This window comes from Pseudomonas sp. BP8 (assembly GCF_017875955.1).
GTDB lineage: Bacteria > Pseudomonadota > Gammaproteobacteria > Pseudomonadales > Pseudomonadaceae > Aquipseudomonas.
In genome coordinates, this window is sequence record NZ_JAGINK010000001.1 from 4,748,199 (window position 1) to 4,768,394 (window position 20,196).

The window sequence follows — 20,196 nt, forward strand, 5'->3', positions numbered from 1 at the left end:
GCGGACCCTCAGAGCGGTGACACCGGCATTCACGAGAGGCCGGGCACCGGTGCACAAGGAGTTGGCAATGCCCTCGCTCGATAGCCTGAACACCCTCAAGACCCTGCACGTGGCCGACCGCGCCTACCACTATTACAGCCTGACCGAGGCGGCCCGCCAGTTGGGCGACCTGCAGCGCCTGCCCATGTCGCTCAAGGTGCTGCTGGAAAACCTGCTGCGCTGGGAAGACGGCAAGACCGTTACCGGCGATGACCTGCAGGCGCTGGCCCAGTGGCTGCAGGATCGCCGTTCGGACCGCGAGATCCAGTACCGCCCGGCACGGGTACTGATGCAAGACTTTACCGGCGTACCTGCGGTGGTCGACCTGGCCGCCATGCGCGCGGCCATGGCCAAGGCCGGCGGCGACCCGCAGCGGATCAACCCGTTGTCGCCGGTGGACCTGGTGATCGACCACTCGGTCATGGTTGACCACTACGCCAGCCCAGGCGCCTTTGCCGAAAACGTCGATATCGAAATGCAACGCAATGGCGAGCGCTATGCCTTCTTGCGCTGGGGCCAGAGCGCCTTCGACAACTTCAGCGTGGTGCCGCCGGGCACCGGTATCTGCCATCAGGTCAACCTGGAATACCTCGGCCGCACCGTGTGGACGCGCGAAGAAGATGGCCGCACCTATGCCTTCCCGGACACCTTGGTCGGCACCGACTCGCACACCACCATGATCAACGGCCTCGGCGTGCTCGGCTGGGGCGTGGGCGGCATCGAGGCGGAGGCGGCCATGCTGGGTCAGCCGGTGTCGATGCTGATTCCCGAAGTGATCGGTTTCAAGCTCACCGGCAAGCTGCGCGAAGGCATCACCGCCACCGACCTGGTGCTGACCGTGACGCAGATGCTGCGCAAGAAGGGTGTAGTGGGCAAGTTCGTCGAGTTCTACGGCGACGGTCTGGCCGAACTGCCATTGGCCGACCGCGCCACCCTGGCCAACATGGCGCCTGAGTACGGCGCGACCTGTGGCTTCTTCCCGGTCGATCAGGTCACGCTGGACTACCTGCGCCTGTCGGGCCGACCGGAGCAGACCGTGCAGCTGGTGGAAGCGTATTGCAAGGAGCAAGGCCTGTGGCGCCTGCCGGGCCAGGAGCCACTGTTCAGTGACAGCCTTTCGCTGGACATGAACGAAGTCGAAGCCAGCCTGGCCGGGCCCAAGCGCCCACAGGACCGGGTCTCCCTGGCCGAAGTCAGCAAGGCCTTCAACAGCTTCATCGACCTGCAGCCCAAGCCACAGGCCAAGGAAGTTGGCCGGCTGGAAAGCGAAGGCGGTGGCGGCGTCGCCGTCGGCAATGCCGACCAGGCCGGCGAGATCGACTACAGCCATGAGGGCCAGACGCACACCCTGCGCGATGGCGCGGTGGTGATCGCGGCGATCACCTCGTGCACCAACACCTCCAACCCCAGCGTGATGATGGCTGCCGGCCTGGTGGCGAAGAAGGCCGTGGAAAAGGGCCTGAGCCGCAAGCCTTGGGTCAAGAGCTCGCTGGCGCCAGGGTCCAAGGTGGTGACCGACTACTACAACGCCGCTGGCCTCACACAGTATCTGGACCAGCTCGGCTTTGACCTGGTCGGCTACGGCTGCACGACCTGCATCGGCAACTCCGGCCCGCTGGATGAAGCCATCGAGAAGGCCATTGGTGCGGCCGACCTCACCGTCGCTTCGGTGCTCTCGGGCAACCGCAACTTCGAAGGCCGGGTCCATCCGCTGGTGAAGACCAACTGGCTGGCATCGCCGCCGCTGGTGGTCGCCTACGCGCTGGCCGGTAGCGTGCGCGTCGACCTGACCCGCGACTCGCTGGGCACCGGCAAGGACGGCAAACCGGTCTACCTGCGCGACATCTGGCCCAGCCAGAAAGAGATTGCCGAGGCCGTGGCCAAGGTCGACACGGCGATGTTCCACAAGGAATACGCCGAAGTGTTCGCTGGCGATGCACAGTGGCAAGCGATCGAGGTGCCACAGGCAGCCACCTACGTCTGGCAGGACGACTCGACCTACATCCAGCATCCACCGTTCTTCGATGACATCAGCGGTCCCTTGCCGCAAATCGTGGATGTCGAGGGTGCCCGCGTACTGGCCCTGCTCGGCGACTCGGTGACCACCGACCACATCTCACCCGCTGGCAATATCAAGGCCGACAGCCCGGCCGGACGCTACCTGCGCGACAAGGGCGTGGAGCCTCGCGATTTCAACTCGTACGGCTCACGCCGTGGCAACCATGAAGTGATGATGCGCGGTACCTTCGCCAACATCCGCATCCGCAACGAGATGCTTGGCGGCGAAGAAGGTGGCAATACCTTGTATGTGCCCACTGGCGAAAAGCTGCCGATCTACGATGCGGCGATGCGCTACCAGGCGGAGGGGACGCCGCTGGTGGTGATCGCCGGCCAGGAGTATGGCACCGGCTCCAGCCGCGACTGGGCGGCCAAGGGCACCAACCTGCTGGGCGTCAAGGCGGTGCTGGCGGAGAGTTTCGAACGGATTCACCGCTCCAACCTGATCGGCATGGGCGTGCTGGCGTTGCAGTTCAAGCCCGGCCAGAACCGCAAGAGCCTTGGCCTGACCGGCAAGGAACGGATTGACGTGCTGGGGCTGACGGGCGCGCAGATCCGCCCGGGCATGAGCCTGACCTTGCGCATCACTGGCGAAGACGGCCAGCAGCAAGAGATCGAGGTACTGTGCCGGATCGATACCCTCAATGAGGTCGAGTACTTCAAGAGCGGGGGAATTCTGCATTACGTGCTGCGCCAGTTGATTGCCGGCTGATCGACCTGCGTGGCCGCCTCGGCGGTCACGCAGCCGAAGTGTCCCGGGGCCTGCGGAGTGAGTCCAAGGCGGATTGGATTCATTCCGCTAAGGCTCACCGTGCTCAAACATCGCTGGACGCCCCTACTCGTCGTGGGTTACTGCCTGGCCCTGGCCTACGGCAGCGTTACCCTACCCGCCCTGCCGACCCTGATCGCCCTGCTCGGCACCGGCCTGCTGGTCACACGCAAGAAAACCTGGCAACGCCTGACCGGGCACGCCCTGTTTCTGCCCTTGGCGCTGGCCTTGACTGCGCACTGGTTGCCCGGCCTGCACGGGGCAAAGGTGATTGATAAAGCAGTGCTCAGCGCCGGCGCCCTGCCCTTCACGAGGTTGTTGAACCTGGATAAACCCTTGAGTGGCTTCTGGATGCTGCTGGCGGGTCCGTTGTTCATCGTGCGGCGCAATTGGAAACGCGCCTCTCGACTGCTGCTGATCGTGCCCGCGAGCCTCATTGCTTGCCTTGGCGGCGCGTGGTCACTTGGGCTGGTGACCTGGTCGGCGAATTGGCCAGACCAGGTTTGGCTATGGCTGGTCAGCCTGGTGCATTTTGCCGGTTTCAACTCTCCGCTGGTGGCGGGCAGCACAGCCTGATTCGTGTGTCGCGGCTGGGCCCTCTACGCCAGAGCAACCCGGCAAATATTCATTCAATAAATCCACAAACATGCCGATACCTCATCAAAGCCTTGCGGATCTGACGAGCCATGCGTAACAACCAACCGATTACCCAGAGAGAACGGACTTTCCCTGCACAACAGCGGTTGATCTCGACCACCAATGCCAAGGGTGTGATCACGTACTGCAACGATGCCTTCGTCGATATCAGCGGTTTCTCGCGCGACGAACTGATCGGTGCTGCGCACAACCTGGTCCGTCACCCCGACGTACCAGCCGCAGTGTTCGCCCACATGTGGCAGACCCTCAAGCAAGGCTTGCCATGGATGGGCATCGTCAAGAACCGCTGCAAATCGGGCGACCACTACTGGGTCAATGCCTACGTGACGCCAGTCTTCGATAACAACCAGGTGGTGGGTTACGAATCGGTGCGGGTCAAGCCCACCGCCGAGCAGATCCGCCGCGCCGAGGCCCTCTACCAGCGCCTCAACCAGGGCAAGTCGGCGGTGCCGCGCCGCGACCAGTGGTTGCCGGTACTGCAGGATTGGCTGCCGTTCATCCTGGTCAGCCAGGTCGGTTTCCTGATCGGTAACTGGTTGGGCCACTCGTGGGGCTTTGCGCTGGCTGCCGCCTTGTCGGTACCGCTTGGCCTGCTCGGCCTGGGTTGGCAGCAGCGTGGGCTCAAGCGCCTGCTGCGTCTGGCCGAACAAACCACGTCGGACCCACTGATCGCGCAGATGTACACCGACAGCCGCGGCGTCCAGGCCCGCCTGGAGATGGCCATGCTCAGCCAGGACGCACGGATGAAAACCTGCCTGACCCGGCTGCAGGACAGTGCCGAACACCTGAGCGACCAGGCGCGGCAGTCCGACGCACTGGCGCACAAGAGCTCCTCGGGGCTGGAGCGTCAGCGGGTGGAGACCGAACAGGTCGCCGCCGCCGTCAACCAGATGGCCGCCACCACCCAGGAAGTGGCCAACCACGTGCAGCGCACCGCCGATGCCACCCAGGAAGCCAACCGCCTGACCAGTCAGGGCCGGCAGATTGCCGGAGAAACCCGAGATGCCATCGCGCGCTTGTCGACCGCCGTGGGCGAGACCGGCCATACCGTGACCCAACTGGCCAAGGACAGCGACGAGATCGGCGGCGTGGTCGATGTGATCAAAGGCATTGCCGACCAGACCAACCTGCTTGCGCTGAACGCCGCGATCGAAGCCGCGCGTGCCGGTGAGATGGGCCGCGGCTTTGCCGTTGTGGCTGATGAAGTGCGTCAACTGGCGCAGCGCACCGCTGAATCCACCGGGCAGATCCACACCCTGATCGCCAAGCTGCAGCAAACCGCAAGCAACGCTGTACTGACCATGGAATCCGGCCGACGCCAGGCCCAGGAAGGTGTCGATCGGGTCATGGAAGCTGACCAGGCGCTGATGGGAATCAGCGACGCGGTTGCCAACATCACCGACATGACCACGCAGATTGCCGCTGCTACCGAAGAACAGACAGCGGTGGCCGACGAGATCAGCCGCAATATCAGCACCATTGCCGAGCTGGCTGATCAAACGGCTGAGCAGGCGCAGCATTCGGCATTGCTGAGTGAGGAGCTGACCAGCACGGCGGGGAGCCAGTACTCGCTGGTGGAGCGCTTCAACCGCTGAATTTGAGCCTGGTCCGGCGTGGCCTCTGTGGGAGCGGCCTCTGTGGGAGCGGCCTTGTGTCGCGAAATGAGGGCGAAGCCCTCACCCGCTGACTCAAAACCACGCACAATTCCAATGCGGGTAATCGCCGGTTTTCCTTACCAGGCCTGCAGGTTTTCTTCGGCGCGGTTGGTGGGATGAACCTAAGACAGTCGTGAGCGGATTTCAGTAGGCGAAAGGATCGTATCTGGATGTACTGCCGGTGAGGGCTGCGTCCTCATTTCGCGACACAAGGCCGCTCCCACAGTGATTGCGCTAACGTTTAGGTTTTGTGCAAGGCAGCCCCGGCCCACTCAAGCCAGACTAAATCTGAAAGACCTTGAAAGGCCTGATCCTTGAAACCCTGTTACAGGCCATGTCACCAATCCAGCGACAGGCGACTTTCGAAATAGCGCTCTTCGCCCGTCAACGGATCTTCAAACCGCAAACTCTGCGCCAGCAATTTCAACGGTCGCTGATAATCATCTTCGACCTCGAGCAACTGCGGATAGAACGGGTCATTGCTGATCCCCGCGCCCAGTGCCGCCATGTGCACACGCAACTGGTGAGTCTTGCCCGTCACCGGCGACAGCCCATAGCGCCATAGCTCGCCATTCTTCTCCAACACCTCGGCCAAGGTCTCACTGTTGGCCTCGCCCTGCACTTCGTGCATGCGGAAAAACGGTTCGCCATGTACCAGCCGGCTACGCCGTACCAACGGAAACTCAAGCGCCGGAAGCGCCGCAGCAATCGCCTGGTATCGCTTGTCGATCCTGCGCTCGGGGAACAACCGCTGGTAAGCACCACGGGTCTGCGGGTTGGCAGAAAACAGCACCAGCCCGGCGGTATGCCGGTCAATCCGGTGCAGGGGTACCAGATGAGGGTTGTCCAGCCGGCGGATCAGGCGGCGTAACAGCGTCTGCTCGACGTACTCGCCTGTGGGCGTTACCGGGAGAAAGTGCGGCTTGTCGGCCACCACCAGATGCTCGTCACTGTGCAGGATGGTCTCCAGCACCGGAATCGGCTTCTCGTTAGGTACTTCACGAAAGTAATGCAGGCGCATGCCGCGGCGGTAAGCAAGATAGGCACTGATGGGCTGACCGGCGGCGTCGAGCACCCTGCCCCTGGCAAAACGGTCGAGCCATTGCTCGCGGTCAATGCCCTTGAAATGCTCACACAGGCAGTCGAGCACTGTGCTCCAGTTGCCGGGCGGCAGGCAGACGGTGCTGGCTTGCTGGCGTGCGGGGTCGAACGTTGCGCTCATGTGCGGCTCGGACAGTCAGGAAGCAGGCATTATCGCCCATGCCCCGCGGCTCAACCAGCCTCAGCCGGCTCGCAGCGCGCCTTGAGCCAGCGCAATACCTGCACTGCGTCCCAGCGGCCAGGGTCGTACAGGGCATACAGCAGGCCGTTATAGCCCACTACATCCAGTGAGCGGTGAAAGCCGGCGCGCTGGAACAGTGCTTCTATCTCGGCAAAGCAGGTATTGAAGTGGACCTTGCCAAACGGCGTGCGGTCGTCGGTAACCAGGCCTTCGAGGCGCAGCTCCACTACGGCTTCACCCACCCGCTCGGGCGACATCCGATTGATGCTGTATTTCAGTTGCTCGACATTGAGCATCGTTCCACCTCGACACTGTATTTATATACAGCATACGAACTGGAGCGAGGCTTCGTCAAATCGCCAGTCACTCTCGGCAGATACCGAGGCCGGCCCAGGCAATGCCTTTACTGAAGAAAAGCCACCACCTGTTCAGCATCGAATGGCCAGGCCAGCTCATCCCCGGTGTCGCATCGACGCAGCACCGGAATGACCAGCCCGTAACGCTCGAACAGCGATTGTTCATCGGCAATGTCGACCAGCTCAACCAGCAAGCCGTGCTCGACAAAGGGCATCAGCACGGCTTCGGCTACTTCACACAAATGGCACCCGAGGGTGCCGAACAGTTGGCATTCAGGCAGCATGGCTAGTCCCGCGCAAGCTGTGGAGAAGCCTTTATTTTAAAGGGCAGTCGACCTCCGTCAATCCTGGCTGGTCGCACCAATCCGATGCAGGGAAAGGTCCGCACCCTCGAATTCCTGCTCATGGCTCAGGCGCAAGCCATGCACCGCCTTGATCAGGCCATACACGACAAAACCGCCCAGCAACGCCACCAGCACCCCTGCCAGGCTGCCCAGCAGTTGGCTGATCAGGCTCACCCCGCCCAGACCGCCCAGGCTGATCTGGCCGAATATGCCGCAGGCAATCCCACCCCAGACCCCACACAGCCCATGCAGCGGCCAAACGCCCAACACGTCGTCGATCTTCCAGCGGTTCTGCGCCGCAGTGAAGCACCAGACGAACAGCACACCCGCCACCAGGCCGGTGGCCAATGCGCCAATCGGGTGCATCAGGTCGGAGCCGGCACAGATCGCCACCAACCCGGCCAGCGGGCCGTTGTGCAGAAAGCCCGGGTCGTTGCGTCCCGCCAGCAATGCCGCCAAGGTGCCGCCGACCATCGCCATCAACGAGTTGATCGCGACCAGGCCGCTGACCCCTTGCAGGCTCTGCGCACTCATCACGTTGAAGCCAAACCAGCCGATGATCAGAATCCACGAGCCCAGTGCCAGAAACGGAATGCTCGACGGGGCAAAGGCCACCAAGCGGCCATCGCGGTAGCGACCGCGCCGCGCGCCGAGCAGCAGCACGGCGGCCAGCGCCAGCCAGCCGCCCATCGCGTGCACCACCACCGAACCGGCAAAGTCATGGAACGGCGCCCCGAAACGCGCCTCAAGCCAGGCCTGCACGCCGTAGTTGCCATTCCACACCAGGCCCTCGAAAAACGGGTAGATGAACGCCACGATCAGCGCCGTCGCGCACAGCTGCGGGACAAACCGCGCACGCTCGGCAATCCCGCCGGAAATGATCGCCGGGATCGTTGCGGCAAAGGTGATCAGGAAAAAGCACTTGACCAGCGCATAGCCATGATCGGTTGCAATGACTGCGGCCGGTTGAAAGAAGGTGACGCCATAGGCGATCCAGTAACCGATGAATAAGTACACCAGAGCCGACACGGCAAAGTCACTGAGGATCTTCGACAGCGCATTGACCTGATTCTTGTAGCGCACCGTGCCGACCTCGAGGAAGGCAAAGCCGGCATGCATGGCGAGCACCAGAATGGCACCCATGAGCAAAAACAGAGTATTGGAGCCATGGACCAATGAGTCCATTGCGCTGTGCATGTTTTCCATAGAAGTAGGCAGACCTGCTGAAAAGGCACCAGGACAGTTCAAGAACCTGCATCCCTGCACCGAAGTGGTGCCCAGCCCCCTGCCCCGTTTCGGTGAGGCAAATGAAGCCTGCGTGGTTTTTTCTTGGGTTTGTCGTGGATTGGGTTAAGGTTTATCGATGTCCGCGTGATGGGCGCACGGCTTCGGCGCACACATCGACGGCCATGCCCCGAGACAAAGCAAACGCCATACCAGCGACAGATACTGAACCTTCATCGCCCGCCATTACTCGAAATAGCCACACACACCAACAGGGAGAGACACCATGGCCAGCAAATCGGCAAAGACTGCTCAAGAGATATTGATGGCTGACTTCCAGGCGCTGGTGCGCGATACCGAGAAGTTGCTCGCAGACACCGCCAACCTCGCCGGTGACCAGGCTGACGAATTGCGTGAGCAGATTCACGAGCGCTTGTCAGAAGCCCGCGAGAACCTGCAACTGACCCAGGACTCCATGCGTGCTCGCGGCCAACAAGCCTTGGGCGACGCCGAGCAGTACGTGCAGGACAATCCGTGGCAGGCCATCGGCATTGCCGCTGGGGTCGGCCTGCTGATCGGCTTGCTGGCCAATCGGCGCTGAGGAAACCCCATGGAAAATGACGCCCTCACCACCGGCGCCACCGGCAAGCGCCTAGGCGCTGCCATGCTTGGCCTGCTGCACAGTCATATCGAACTGTTCGGCATCGAGTTGCAGGAGCAGAAAGGCCGCACGCTGAAGCTGCTGTTGTTCGCCGGGCTGGCGCTGGTGTTCGCGCTGTTGCTGCTGACCGCCCTGTCGGGTTTGCTGCTGGTAATGCTGTGGGACAGTTATCGCCTGGCCGGGATCATTGGCCTGTGCGTGTTCTACGGACTTGCCACGGTCTATTGCGGCTTGCGCCTGAAAGCAGCGGTGTTCGACGAATCGTCACCCTTCAGCTCCACCCTCGAGGAGCTTGCCAAGGACCGGGAGCGCCTGTTGCCATGAGCCTGCCAGAACTGCCCAACACACGTAATCCACGCGAGCTGCGCAAGGCGCTTCTGCGCCTGCGAATGGAAATGCACCGCCAGGAAATCCGCCACGAATCGTCGCAACTGCTCGAACCGGTCAGGCGCCTGCGTGGCATGGGCGGCTCGTTGCAGGAGGGCCTCGGTATCAAGCACGCGCCGCTGTGGGGCCTGGGTGCGGTCGTTGCGATGGGCTTCCTGACCGGCAAGGGCGCACGCAACGGCAACCTCTCCCGCCTGGTGCGCCTGGGCGGCAGCCTGGTGCCTTTGGTCCGCCTGTTCCTGCAGAACACTCGCCGTCACTGATCAACCGCGCCCGGCGCTTGCGCGGGCGCGGCCAAAACCGGAAGCTATGACGATCATCCGACCGGAGAAGCGCCTTGGACTGGCACACCCTGCTGACCCGCGAACGCCTGGGCAAAGCCCTCTACAGCCCTGAAGAAATGGGCCGCAGCCCCTTCCACAAGGACCACGACCGGATCATCTTCTCCGGCGCCTTCCGCCGCCTGGGACGCAAGACCCAGGTGCACCCGGTATCGAGCAACGACCACATTCATACCCGCCTCACCCACTCGCTGGAAGTCAGTTGCGTCGGCCGTTCACTCGGCATGCGCGTGGGTGAAACCTTGCGCGAGAGCCTGCCGGACTGGTGCGACCCCAGCGACCTGGGCATGATCGTCCAGTCAGCCTGCCTGGCTCACGACATCGGCAACCCACCGTTTGGCCACTCCGGCGAAGACGCCATTCGCTCGTGGTTCCAGCAGGCCGCTGGGCGCGGCTGGCTGGATGACATGAGCGACGCAGAACGGGCCGACTTCCTCAATTTCGAAGGCAATGCCCAAGGCTTTCGCGTCCTGACCCAACTGGAATATCACCAGTTCGACGGCGGTACCCGGCTCACCTACGCGACCCTCGGCACCTACCTCAAGTACCCCTGGAGCTCCCGCCATGCGGACGCCCTCGGCTACAAGAAGCACAAGTTCGGCTGCTACCAGAGCGAACTGGCCCTGATGGAGCAGATTGCCGGCAAGCTCGGCATGCCGCTGCTCGAAGAGCAACGCTGGGCACGCCATCCGCTGGTGTACCTGATGGAGGCAGCGGACGACATCTGCTACGCGCTGATCGACCTCGAAGACGGCCTGGAGATGGAGCTGCTGGACTACGCCGAAGTCGAGATGCTGCTGCTCGACCTGGTTGGCGACGACCTGCCCGAAACCTACCGCCAGCTTGGCGCGGGCGACTCGCGTCGGCGCAAGCTGGCGATCCTGCGCGGCAAGGCCATCGAACACCTGACCAACGCTGCCGCGGTAGCCTTCGTCGAGCAACAGCAGGCCCTGCTCAGCGGTCAACTGCCAGGCGATCTGGTCGAGCACATGCATGGCCCGGCCAAACGCTGCGTACTGCAGGCCAAGGACATGGCGCGCAAGAAGATCTTCCAGGACAAGCGCAAGACCCTGCATGAGATCGGCGCCTACACCACCCTGGAAATCCTCCTCAACGCCTTCTGTGGCGCAGCCCTGGAACAGCACGGTGGGCGCACGCCCTCGTTCAAGAGCCGGCGAGTGCTCGACCTGATTGGCAATCATGCCCCAGACCCGCAAGGCTCCTTGCATAACGCCTTCCTGCGCATGATCGACTTCATTGCCGGCATGACCGACAGCTATGCCAGTGAGATGGCCAGTGAAATGACCGGTCGCTCCAGCCCGCGTTAATCCAACCCGGTACACCCCGCTCATCAAGGGCGGGCTGTATTGTAGGAATTTGCCTACTTCTCCCCTTTCCACTCTACATTTACAAATATCCGCTCATATAAAGTTACCGGTCACGCATTGACATTAAACATCATGATTAAATATGTGTAGAAAGGTAGTCCTTTACTGTAGTCCATTTCCCATATCCCACTCCAGAGCTCTTCTCGCCTGCCCCATGCCGCCCATCTGAGTTAAGGTGCGCACTGTTTAAGACACCGGCCTCAGTGGGAAAATTAACCATGCATTCCGTATTCATTGTCGACGACCATCCCGTAATACGATTGGCTGTGCGTATGTTATTGGAAAACCAGAGTTACCGGATTGTTGGCGAATCGGACAACGGCGTCGATGCCATGCAGATGATTCGCGACACTCGCCCAGACCTGGTCATCCTTGACATTGCGATCCCCAAGCTAGACGGTCTCGAGGTCCTTTCGCGATTTCAGAGCATGGCGTTCCCAGCAAAGGTGCTGGTGCTTACCGCGCAGTCACCCGAATTGTTTGCAGTGCGCTGCATGCATTCCGGCGCCTCGGGCTATGTGTGCAAACAAGAGGATTTGAGCGAGCTGATCAGCGCCATCAAGGCGGTACTTGCTGGCTACAATTATTTCCCCAGCCAGGCCCTGCAAAGTGACCCGGACAACACCAATAGCGAGATACATTTATTCCGCCTGGTCAATGACCGCGAACTGATGGTGCTGCAACTTTTCGCCCAAGGAAGAAGCAACAAGGAAATCGCCAAGGGCATGTTCCTCAGTAACAAGACAGTCAGCACCTACAAGAAACGGCTCATGCAAAAACTTCAGGTCGGCACCTTGGTCGACTTGATCGACATTGCCAAACGCAACGCGCTGGTCTGAGGTAGCACATGAGGCGGTACATGGCCTGCCTGCTGTACGCCTTGACCCTGTTCAACGGTCAGGCGCTAGCCGTAACCACTGATGTCACCTCGCTCAATGTCCTCGCTCGGTTGACAGTGGCGCCGGTCCGTCCAATGCTCACAGCCGACCAGCACGAATGGCTCGAGGGCAAGCAGGCGCTGATCCTGGGTACGTCCTTTCCCGACAATGCCCCGTTCGACATCAGCAGCGGTGGCCGGGACTACCAGGGCATCAGCGCCGAATATGCCGCCGTGATCGGCAAGGCGCTGGAGGTGCCGGTCCGCGTTGTGCGCTTCGCCAGCCGCGACACCGCCGTCGAGGCACTCAAGTCAGGACGAATCGACTTGCTGGGCAGCGCCAATGGTTATGAAGCCGCAGTCGGCGGGTTGGTGCTTTCTCAGCCTTATGCGGTCGACCAGCCGGTGCTGGTCACTCGCGAGGACGATAACCGTTCGTTGGAGCAAGGCCTCGACGGCTTGCGCCTGAGCATGCTCAATCACTACCTGCCGCCCAAGGACGTTCAGGAAGCTTATCCGAAATCGGTCCTGCTGACCTTTGGCTCTTCAACCCAGGCACTCAACGCCGTCGCCTTTGGCCAGGCCGATGTGTTCATCGGCGACACCATTTCCACTTACTACCAGCTCAAGCAAGGCCACTTGCCACGCCTGCGCATGGCCAATTTCAGCAAGCACAAGGACGTGGGTTTCAGCTTTGCCATGCGCCAGGACGACCTCATCCTCAAGGCACTGGTCGACACCGCACTGCACAGCCAGACCCACGCCGTGCATGCCAACATTCTCAAACGCTGGAGTCCAGGCAGCGAAATTCTCCTCAGCGAGCGCAAGCTGCAGCTTTCAACCGCTGAGGAGCAATGGCTGCGCGACCATCCGGTGCTGCGTGTAGTGGTCAACGAAACTGCCGCACCGATGTCCTACTTTGATACCGATGGGCAGTTTCGCGGGATTACCGCCGACCTGCTGGAGCTGCTGCGGCTGCGCACCGGACTGCGCTTCGATATCCAGCGCGCAGGCAGTATCAGCGACATGCTTGCCCGCCTGGAGGATGGCAGCGCCGACGCCATCGCAGCCATTACCCCGCAAGAACCGCTTGACGGCGCACTGCGCATTACCCGTCCGTACCTCGAAAGTTCGCTGGTTCTGGTTACCCGGCGCGGCGCTGATCAGGCGGTCTCGTTCGAGCGGTTGCACGGCAAGCGCGTGGCCGTCACGCGCGACAGCCCAACCGCGCAGATGCTCGCCCAGCGTTACCCCAAGGTTATGGCCATCGAAACCGAAAGCCCGTATTTCTCCCTGGCGCTGCTGGCCAGCGGCGCAGTTGATGCTGCGGTGACTACCCTGATCGATGCCAACCACGCACTGGCCAACGGTACCGACCTGGTCATCCGCAGCACGGTAGACGGCGAGCCGGCCAGCTTTGCGATGGCCACCGCCTGGCAAGCGCAGGTACCCGCAAGCATTCTCGACAAGGCGTTGCTCAGCGTTTCCCCTGAAGAACTGGGCGTGATCAACAACCGCTGGCGCGGGCATGGCACGCAAGAGGAGGTCTACTGGAGCAAACTACGCCAACGTCTCCTGCAGATAACCCTGGGCGGCGGCGTGCTCCTGCTGCTGGTGCTCGGCTGGAATGCCCGCTTGCGCGGTCAGATCAAACAGCGCCAACGCGCCGAGAAGGCCCTGAATGACCAATTGGAGTTCATGCGCGCCCTGCTCAACGGCACGCCTCACCCAATTTTCGTACGTGACCGTGACGGGCGACTGCAGAGCTGCAACGACAGCTACCTCGAGGCGATGCAGGCGCAGCCGGAAGACGTCATAGGCAAGCGCCTGGCGGAAAGCCTGTGTGGCGAGTGCGGGTTGAGCTGCCACATACACACCGATTACCAACAGGTCATGGAGGGAGGGGTACCCCTGATCCGTGATCGCCAGCTACGCATCAACAACCAGGAGTTGACCATCTACCACTGGGTCTTGCCCTACCGCGATTCGCTCGGTGAAGTACAAGGGATCATCGGCGGCTGGATCGATATCAGCGATCGCCGCAAGCTGGTCCAGGAGCTACGCCTGGCCAAGCAGCAGGCCGACGAGGCCAATCGCGCGAAAAGTACCTTCCTGGCGACCATCAGCCATGAAATCCGCACACCGATGAACGCGGTGATCGGCATGCTCGAACTCGCGGTCAGGCATGCCGAGCAAGGACGCCTGGACAAACCCGCCCTGCAAGTTGCCTACCAGTCCGCCAATGACCTGCTCGGCCTGATCGGCGACATCCTCGACATCGTGCGCATCGAGTCCGGGCATCTGAGCCTGGTACCTGAGCCGGTGGAGCTGGCTGGCCTGATCGAGTCGGTGGCACGGGTGTTCGAGGGCCAGGCCCGGGCCAAGGGCCTGAGCCTGGAACTGGTGATTGCCCCCGCCGCCCGCTGCCACGTCTTGCTTGACCCGTTACGGTTCAAGCAGGTGCTGTGCAATCTGCTCAGCAACGCCATCAAGTTTACCGAGCACGGCCAGGTGCGCATTTGCGTCGCTGTCACCCATGCTGCACCGTCGGCCGAGCCGAAGCTCGACCTGGAAGTGCGTGACAGCGGCATCGGCATCGCCGAGCGTGAACTGCAGCAACTGTTCAACCCTTTCGTCCAGGCCAACCCGCAGAGCGAAGGCGCACGCGCAGGCACCGGACTGGGTCTGGCGATCAGCCGCAGCCTGTGCGACATGATGGGGGCCAGCCTTGGCCTGAAGAGCCTGCAGGGGGTCGGCACCCAGGTGCGCCTGCAGATGCCCCTGCAGCGGATCGCCGCGCCAGCTGAGCCCAAGCCAGTGATCCGCGATGTGGAAGTACCCGACAAGCAGCTGAACGTGCTGGTGATCGACGATCATCCGGCAAACCTGATGCTGATGGCACAGCAACTGAGCTTTCTGGGGTTGCGTCACAGCAGTGCGTGCGATGGTCGCGAGGCGTTGGCACGTTGGCGCGAACAACACTTCGATGTGCTGATGCTGGATTGCAACATGCCGAACATGAACGGATATCAGCTCACCGAAGCGGTGCGTCGCGCAGAGCGGGTCAGCGGGCGTCCACGCTGCATCATCCTGGGATACACCGCCAATGCCCAACCCGAAGTCCAGCAGAAATGCCTGGATGCGGGGATGGATGATTGCCTGCTCAAACCCATCAGCCTGCCAACCCTGAGCCAGCACTTGGCCCAGGTAGTCCCGCAGCGCAACACGCAGCATCCAGGCTTCAACCTTGAAGGTTTGACCTCGGTGCTCGGCGACGTGCCTGAGGCACACCGGCTTTTTCTCACCACCCTGCATCAGAGCCTGAAGGACGACTTTGCTGCGTTGATGGCCATCGACCCTGGGCATGCCCCGCAGGTCATCGGCGAGCAGGCACACAAGATCCTCAGCGCGGCACGGATGCTGGATGCCCGGGAGTTGATGGCGGCGTGCGAGGCATTGGCAGTGCAAGGGTTGCCACTGGCGCAGCTAAAGCTGCGGCGGCAGGTACTGGCGCGGCAGATGCGCAGAATTGAAAAGGCCCTGGCCAGTCAACTGGGCTGACTGTACAGGGCCTTGGCAGAGCGGTGTACTGGACGTACCCGCTCAGATGGGATCAGGAAGCCGAGTTGATCGGCTTTTCCGGATACCAGGCATCCAGCAGAGGGCTGACTTCGATCTTGGTCAGCTCGTCGCGGCCTTTGAGCCAGGCTTCAACAGCAGCGCGCTGCTCTTCGCTGACCGAGCCACGGTTGGCCAGGCAGACCAGACCGAAATCATCACCGCCGACATAGTCCAGGCCGTTGGCATCCATGGCTTCTTCCAGGAATGCGTCGAGGAAGGCATCGATGGCTTCATCAGACAGGTCTTCCTTGAACCCCAGGTTCAGTTCGAAACCCAGCTCCTGGAATTCATCCACGCAGAGTTTCTTGCGCAGACGGCGGGAACGGTTGGTAGCCATGAAACAATCCTCTTGAGAAATTACCGGCGGCACTTTACCAGTTTCCGCGCCCAAGCGGCGCATTTGTGTCGAACGGGGCCCAAAAATGGCACGCTTGGGGCATAATGCGCACTGTATTTCATCTGGGGCCACCATCTTTTACAGCCCCGTTGTCTTTCCCCTCGTCCGCAGGGTTTCAGCACTATGATCAAAGCGCTCCGCCCACTGATTTTCGCCGGCCTGATGCTGCCGGTCGCCATGCCCAGCCAAGCGGCTGCCGTCAACACCAGCCTGCCACCGAAGGTGCAACAGGCGCTGAAGAGCAACAAGCTGCAGGACTCCGCCCTGTCCCTGGTGATGTTGCCCCTCGACGGCCCAGGCACGGCGACGGTGTTCAACGCCGATGTCTCGGTCAACCCGGCCTCTACCATGAAGCTGGTTACCACCTACGCCGCACTTGAGCTGCTCGGCCCGACCTTCCAATGGAAGACCGAGTTCTACACCGACGGCACCCTGAGCAACGGTGTGCTCAACGGCAACCTGTACCTCAAGGGCGGCGGCGACCCCAAGCTGAACATGGAAAAACTCTGGCTGCTGATGCGCGACCTGCGCGCCAACGGCGTGCGCACGGTCACTGGCGACCTGGTGCTTGATCGCAGCCATTTCGTCCAGCCCAACCTGCCGCACTTCGACGATGACGGCGGCGATACCAACAAGCCGTTCCTGGTCAAGCCGGATTCGTTGCTGGTCAATCTGAAAGCCTTGCGCTTTGTCGCCCGCAACGATGGCGGCAACGTCACGGTTGCGGTCGAACCGCCGATTGCCAGTATCCGCATCAACAATCAGGTCAAGGCCGTGGCTTCCAAACAGTGCACCGGCGAAGTCCGCTACAACCCGCAGGTGCAACCGGATGGCGTCAGCGTGGTGGTCAGTGGCCAGCTGGGTGAAGGCTGCAACTCGCAGACCTACCTCGCCCTGCTCGATCACCCGGCCTACGCTGCCGGCGCCGTGCGGGCGATCTGGAACGAGCTGGGTGGCAGCATCCAGGGCCGTGACCGCATCGAGAACGTGCCCAAGAGTGCCCGCCTGCTGGCCCGGGCGTTCTCGCCCGACCTGGTTGAAGTGATCCGCGACATCAACAAGTACAGCAACAACACCATGGCCCAGCAGCTGTTCCTCAGCCTCGGTGCGCAGTTCCGGACCGACGCCGATGGCGATGATGCCCGTGCCGCACAACGGGTGGTGCGGCAGTGGATGGCGAAGAAGGGCATTACCGCGCCGCATCTGGTCATGGAGAACGGCTCGGGCCTGTCACGCGCCGAACGGGTCAGCACGCGCGAGATGGCGGCCCTGTTGCAGGCAGCCTGGAAGAGCCCCTACTCCGCCGAATTCATCAGCTCGATGCCGTTGGTGGGGATGGACGGGACCATGCGCAAGCGACTCAAGCGCACCGCGATGACCGGTGAAGCGCATATCAAGACCGGCACGCTGAACACCGTGCGGGCAATTGCCGGGTTCAGCCGCGACAGTAATGGGCATACCTGGGCGGTGGCAGCGATTCTCAATGATCCGAAGCCTTGGGGCGCCTCGCAGGTGCTGGATCAGGTGTTGCTGGAGCTGTATCGGCAGCCAAAGGTGAACAACGGGACGGCGGCTTCCGGGCGCTGATCTACGGGTGCACTTGCGGGCCTCTTCGCGGGTCAAGCCCGCTCCTACAGGTTCAGCGCCGGTTGAAAGCTTGGCGCTGAACATGTAATCGATGGAGCGGGCTTGACCCGCGGAAGAGGCCGGCACTGCCTATGCAAGACGCTTTGGCTCCCGCTCAAGGCACCTCCACCTCAACCCGATCACGCCCCGCCTGCTTGGCTGCATACACCCCTGCATCCGCTCGCAACAGCAACGAATCAGCACCCTCCCCCGACCGCCACCCGGCCACGCCGAAACTTGCCGTCACCCTGCCCACGCCATCGATGTTCAAGCTACGCACGCCCTGCCACAGCTCCAGCGCCAGCGTGCGCGCCTGCTCAACATCACTGCCTGGACACAGCACCATGAACTCCTCCCCGCCAAGCCGGCAAAACACGTCGGTACGGCGCAACCGATGGCCGATGTGCTGACAGAGGCTGCGCAGCACGTGATCCCCCACCGCATGCCCGTACTCATCGTTGATCCGTTTGAAATGATCGAGGTCGAGCATGATCACCGCCAGATCCAGGCCATCGCGCTGCGCCCGGTCGAGCTCGCTCTTCAGCCGCTCCTGGAAATAACGCCGATTGTGGATCCCGGTCAGTACATCGGTGATCGACAAGGTACGCAGCTCTTCCTCGACCCGTTTCGGGTCAGAAACGTCCGTCAGGTAACCGTGCCACAGGGTGCAGCCGTCCTCGCCGATTTCCGGCGTGGCCTCACCACGCACCCAGCGCAACCCCGCCTGCGGCAAGATCACCCGATACTCTTCGCGCCACGGTGAGAGATGCTCAGCCGAGTAGCGCACCGAGCGCCGCACCCGCTCCAGGTCATCGGGATGAATGCGCTCGAACACCCGCGTGGCATCCTCGCGCAACAGCTGCAGATCGACCTCATAGATGTCGTACAGTCCCTGGCTGGCATAGGGGAAACACGACCGTCCATCTGCATCCAGACGGTACTGATAGATACCCCCCGGCACCTCGGCGCTGAGTTTCTCGAGCAAACGGTCACGCGCCGCCAGCGCTTCGTGCACCCTGCGCCGCTCGGTCACGTCGATGCAGATCGCCAGGTAGCCAACCCATAATCCCTGCTCGTCGAGCACGGCAGTGACGAGCATGTTGGCAAGCAGATGGCTGCCGTCCTTGCGCACCAAGGTCCACTCGCCAGGCCCACTGCCCGCCTCCTGAACCGTCTCGGCAAACATTGCCTGGCCGCCGCTGATCTCGCGTCCGTAGCGCACGCTCAGGGCATGCGCGCGCTGCCTCAATTCGTCGGCCTCGACCATGTCGGCCAGGTCCCGGCAGCCGATCGCCTCGCTGGCGGAGTAACCCAGCATGCGCTCGGCGCCCGCGTTGAACGTGCTGATCACGCCTCTGAGACTGGTGGCGATGATCGCCACCTGGGTGGCAGCATCGAGCACGCTGCGCAGCTGATTATGGGTGTCGCGCAGCGACTGTTCACTGACGCGCAATTCGGCGGTGCGCTGTTCGACCAGGGTCAAGGCGCGCTGACGCTGGCTGAACAGGCTGTAGAGCAAGGTGCTGAGCAGCACACTCAACAGCCCACCGAGCCAGGCCAGGCCAATCGCGGCCGAGGAGCGGTTGGCTGCCAGAAACGCCTGACTGGGGCGGATCGCCAGCTGGTACTGATGGTCGGCCAGGTGCAGCAGGTGATTACTGACCATCGGTATCTGCGCGACCTGATTCTGCGAGTCGTAGACTACCTCCTGACCATCGCCCCCCGACGCATCGAAGATACGCACCACCAGGTTGTCGTCGAGCGCCACGGGCAGGCCCTCGGCAACCAACTGACGCATGCTCAGCAGGGCCATCACATACCCACTGGGTGTGCTGCGTGGCTCCCCCGTGGCAAATAACGGCGCAACCATCAGCAGGCCGCGCGCATAGGCCGGCTCGACATTGAGCAGGTCCAGCGGCGCAGACACCGCCATGCTCCCCGGCGAGGAGGCCCGAGCGAGGGTCATGGCACGCTGCGCCTGGCCGACTATGTCCAGGCCATAGGGCTGCCGCTCAAGGCTGGCGGCCTGAGTAAAGAGTACCGGGTAGTAATAGTCGCGCGCCGCTGCTGGCTGCAGGACACCTTGCGCGTCCTGATCACAAATCTGGAAAGGCTGGCCCAGCGTGGCGCTGGCCTGGCGCTCGAAGTCGTCGCGCTGCGCCGCAGCGACCCGCGGTGCCCAGGAATACGCCTGAGTGCGCTGCAGCAGCGGTTTTACATAGCCATCGAACTCACGCGCAGTGATTTCGCTGGAGTAGCTGAAAAACCGCCGCAACCCATCCAGGCGCTGCTCCTGGTCATCGAAACGTTCGGCGATGCGACTGTGGCGCTCATTGGCCAGCAGCTCGAAGCGCTGGCGCAACTGCTGCTTGTAGAAGGACTGCGCGGCGATCACCAGCGCTACGGTGAGCAGGCCGCCGGCAACCAAAGCCACCAGCGCCACCGCCCAAGCCGACAGGGCCTCGCTGCACAGGCCAACTACCTTCGCACGCACGCCATACTTCGACATAGAGC

At 62.3% G+C, this 20,196-nt stretch carries 16 protein-coding genes; 10 read left to right on the plus strand and 6 right to left on the minus strand.

From position 1 onward, the window contains the following. Positions 1-67: 67 nt before the first annotated feature. From acnA to J3B00_RS20840, 3 genes are all read left to right on the plus strand, one after another. Positions 68-2,809, plus strand: coding sequence for an aconitate hydratase AcnA (gene acnA, locus J3B00_RS20830; protein WP_209871245.1), 2,742 nt, complete (start codon positions 68-70; stop codon positions 2,807-2,809). 99 nt (positions 2,810-2,908) lie between these two features. Continuing rightward, positions 2,909-3,442: a hypothetical protein gene (locus tag J3B00_RS20835; RefSeq protein ID WP_209871247.1), complete on the plus strand. Its 534-nt coding sequence runs from the start codon at positions 2,909-2,911 to the stop codon at positions 3,440-3,442. A 110-nt stretch (positions 3,443-3,552) separates the two neighbouring features. Further along, on the plus strand, positions 3,553-5,118 hold the full coding sequence (locus J3B00_RS20840) for a PAS domain-containing methyl-accepting chemotaxis protein (protein ID WP_209871250.1): 1,566 nt from the start codon (positions 3,553-3,555) through the stop codon (positions 5,116-5,118). 397 nt (positions 5,119-5,515) lie between these two features. Here J3B00_RS20840 and J3B00_RS20845 read toward each other — a convergent pair whose 3' ends face one another. The 4 genes from J3B00_RS20845 to J3B00_RS20860 form a co-directional block, all read right to left on the minus strand. After that, positions 5,516-6,400 carry a pseudouridine synthase gene (locus J3B00_RS20845; protein ID WP_209871254.1) on the minus strand — a complete coding sequence of 295 codons (885 nt, stop codon included), beginning with the start codon at positions 6,398-6,400 and terminating at the stop codon, positions 5,516-5,518. A gap of 50 nt (positions 6,401-6,450) precedes the next feature. Then, on the minus strand, positions 6,451-6,756 hold the full coding sequence (locus tag J3B00_RS20850) for a transcriptional regulator (RefSeq protein ID WP_209871257.1): 306 nt from the start codon (positions 6,754-6,756) through the stop codon (positions 6,451-6,453). Between the two features lie 107 nt (positions 6,757-6,863). After that, complete coding sequence (locus J3B00_RS20855) at positions 6,864-7,100, minus strand: glutaredoxin family protein (protein ID WP_209871260.1); 237 nt, start codon at positions 7,098-7,100, stop codon at positions 6,864-6,866. A gap of 57 nt (positions 7,101-7,157) precedes the next feature. Further along, on the minus strand, positions 7,158-8,366 hold the full coding sequence (locus J3B00_RS20860) for an ammonium transporter (protein WP_209871262.1): 1,209 nt from the start codon (positions 8,364-8,366) through the stop codon (positions 7,158-7,160). A 304-nt stretch (positions 8,367-8,670) separates the two neighbouring features. On the opposite strand from J3B00_RS20860, the gene J3B00_RS20865 reads away from it, so the two are divergent. The 6 genes from J3B00_RS20865 to J3B00_RS20890 all read left to right on the plus strand — a co-directional run bounded on the left by J3B00_RS20865 (position 8,671) and on the right by J3B00_RS20890 (position 15,599). After that, positions 8,671-8,985 carry a YqjD family protein gene (locus J3B00_RS20865; protein WP_209871265.1) on the plus strand — a complete coding sequence of 105 codons (315 nt, stop codon included), beginning with the start codon at positions 8,671-8,673 and terminating at the stop codon, positions 8,983-8,985. Between the two features lie 9 nt (positions 8,986-8,994). Next, positions 8,995-9,369, plus strand: a complete 375-nt coding sequence (locus J3B00_RS20870) for a phage holin family protein (protein ID WP_209871268.1) — start codon at positions 8,995-8,997, stop codon at positions 9,367-9,369. Then, positions 9,366-9,695, plus strand: coding sequence for a hypothetical protein (locus tag J3B00_RS20875; RefSeq protein ID WP_209871272.1), 330 nt, complete (start codon positions 9,366-9,368; stop codon positions 9,693-9,695). The genes J3B00_RS20870 and J3B00_RS20875 overlap by 4 nt, the downstream gene beginning before the upstream one ends. Positions 9,696-9,769: 74 nt before the next feature. Next, positions 9,770-11,101, plus strand: a complete 1,332-nt coding sequence (locus J3B00_RS20880; RefSeq protein WP_209871275.1) for a deoxyguanosinetriphosphate triphosphohydrolase — start codon at positions 9,770-9,772, stop codon at positions 11,099-11,101. A 278-nt stretch (positions 11,102-11,379) separates the two neighbouring features. Beyond that, positions 11,380-12,000 carry a response regulator transcription factor gene (locus J3B00_RS20885; RefSeq protein WP_209871278.1) on the plus strand — a complete coding sequence of 207 codons (621 nt, stop codon included), beginning with the start codon at positions 11,380-11,382 and terminating at the stop codon, positions 11,998-12,000. Between the two features lie 8 nt (positions 12,001-12,008). Beyond that, a complete protein-coding gene (locus J3B00_RS20890) occupies positions 12,009-15,599 on the plus strand; it encodes a transporter substrate-binding domain-containing protein (protein ID WP_209871280.1) in 3,591 nt (1,196 codons plus the stop codon). Between the two features lie 52 nt (positions 15,600-15,651). On the opposite strand, the gene J3B00_RS20895 is transcribed toward J3B00_RS20890, so the two are convergent. Beyond that, positions 15,652-15,996, minus strand: a complete 345-nt coding sequence (locus J3B00_RS20895) for a YggL family protein (protein ID WP_209871282.1) — start codon at positions 15,994-15,996, stop codon at positions 15,652-15,654. A 183-nt stretch (positions 15,997-16,179) separates the two neighbouring features. Here J3B00_RS20895 and dacB point away from each other — a divergent pair, with 183 nt between their 5' ends. Then, positions 16,180-17,643 carry a D-alanyl-D-alanine carboxypeptidase/D-alanyl-D-alanine-endopeptidase gene (gene dacB / locus J3B00_RS20900; protein WP_209871285.1) on the plus strand — a complete coding sequence of 488 codons (1,464 nt, stop codon included), beginning with the start codon at positions 16,180-16,182 and terminating at the stop codon, positions 17,641-17,643. Between the two features lie 154 nt (positions 17,644-17,797). Here the strand turns inward: dacB and J3B00_RS20905 are convergent, their stop codons facing one another. Next, entirely contained in the window at positions 17,798-20,191 is a 2,394-nt protein-coding gene (locus J3B00_RS20905; protein ID WP_209871288.1) for a diguanylate cyclase, read from the minus strand. Positions 20,192-20,196 lie beyond the last annotated feature (5 nt).

Coding starts and splice junctions, on each gene's coding strand:
- acnA (WP_209871245.1), top strand. CDS start 68: ATGCCCTCGCTCGATAGCCTGAACACCCTCAAGACCCTGCACGTGGCC.
- J3B00_RS20840 (WP_209871250.1), top strand. CDS start 3,553: ATGCGTAACAACCAACCGATTACCCAGAGAGAACGGACTTTCCCTGCA.
- J3B00_RS20845 (WP_209871254.1), bottom strand. CDS start 6,400: ATGAGCGCAACGTTCGACCCCGCACGCCAGCAAGCCAGCACCGTCTGC.
- J3B00_RS20850 (WP_209871257.1), bottom strand. CDS start 6,756: ATGCTCAATGTCGAGCAACTGAAATACAGCATCAATCGGATGTCGCCC.
- J3B00_RS20855 (WP_209871260.1), bottom strand. CDS start 7,100: ATGCTGCCTGAATGCCAACTGTTCGGCACCCTCGGGTGCCATTTGTGT.
- J3B00_RS20860 (WP_209871262.1), bottom strand. CDS start 8,366: ATGGAAAACATGCACAGCGCAATGGACTCATTGGTCCATGGCTCCAAT.
- J3B00_RS20865 (WP_209871265.1), top strand. CDS start 8,671: ATGGCCAGCAAATCGGCAAAGACTGCTCAAGAGATATTGATGGCTGAC.
- J3B00_RS20870 (WP_209871268.1), top strand. CDS start 8,995: ATGGAAAATGACGCCCTCACCACCGGCGCCACCGGCAAGCGCCTAGGC.
- J3B00_RS20875 (WP_209871272.1), top strand. CDS start 9,366: ATGAGCCTGCCAGAACTGCCCAACACACGTAATCCACGCGAGCTGCGC.
- J3B00_RS20885 (WP_209871278.1), top strand. CDS start 11,380: ATGCATTCCGTATTCATTGTCGACGACCATCCCGTAATACGATTGGCT.
- J3B00_RS20890 (WP_209871280.1), top strand. CDS start 12,009: ATGAGGCGGTACATGGCCTGCCTGCTGTACGCCTTGACCCTGTTCAAC.
- J3B00_RS20895 (WP_209871282.1), bottom strand. CDS start 15,996: ATGGCTACCAACCGTTCCCGCCGTCTGCGCAAGAAACTCTGCGTGGAT.
- dacB (WP_209871285.1), top strand. CDS start 16,180: ATGATCAAAGCGCTCCGCCCACTGATTTTCGCCGGCCTGATGCTGCCG.
- J3B00_RS20905 (WP_209871288.1), bottom strand. CDS start 20,191: ATGTCGAAGTATGGCGTGCGTGCGAAGGTAGTTGGCCTGTGCAGCGAG.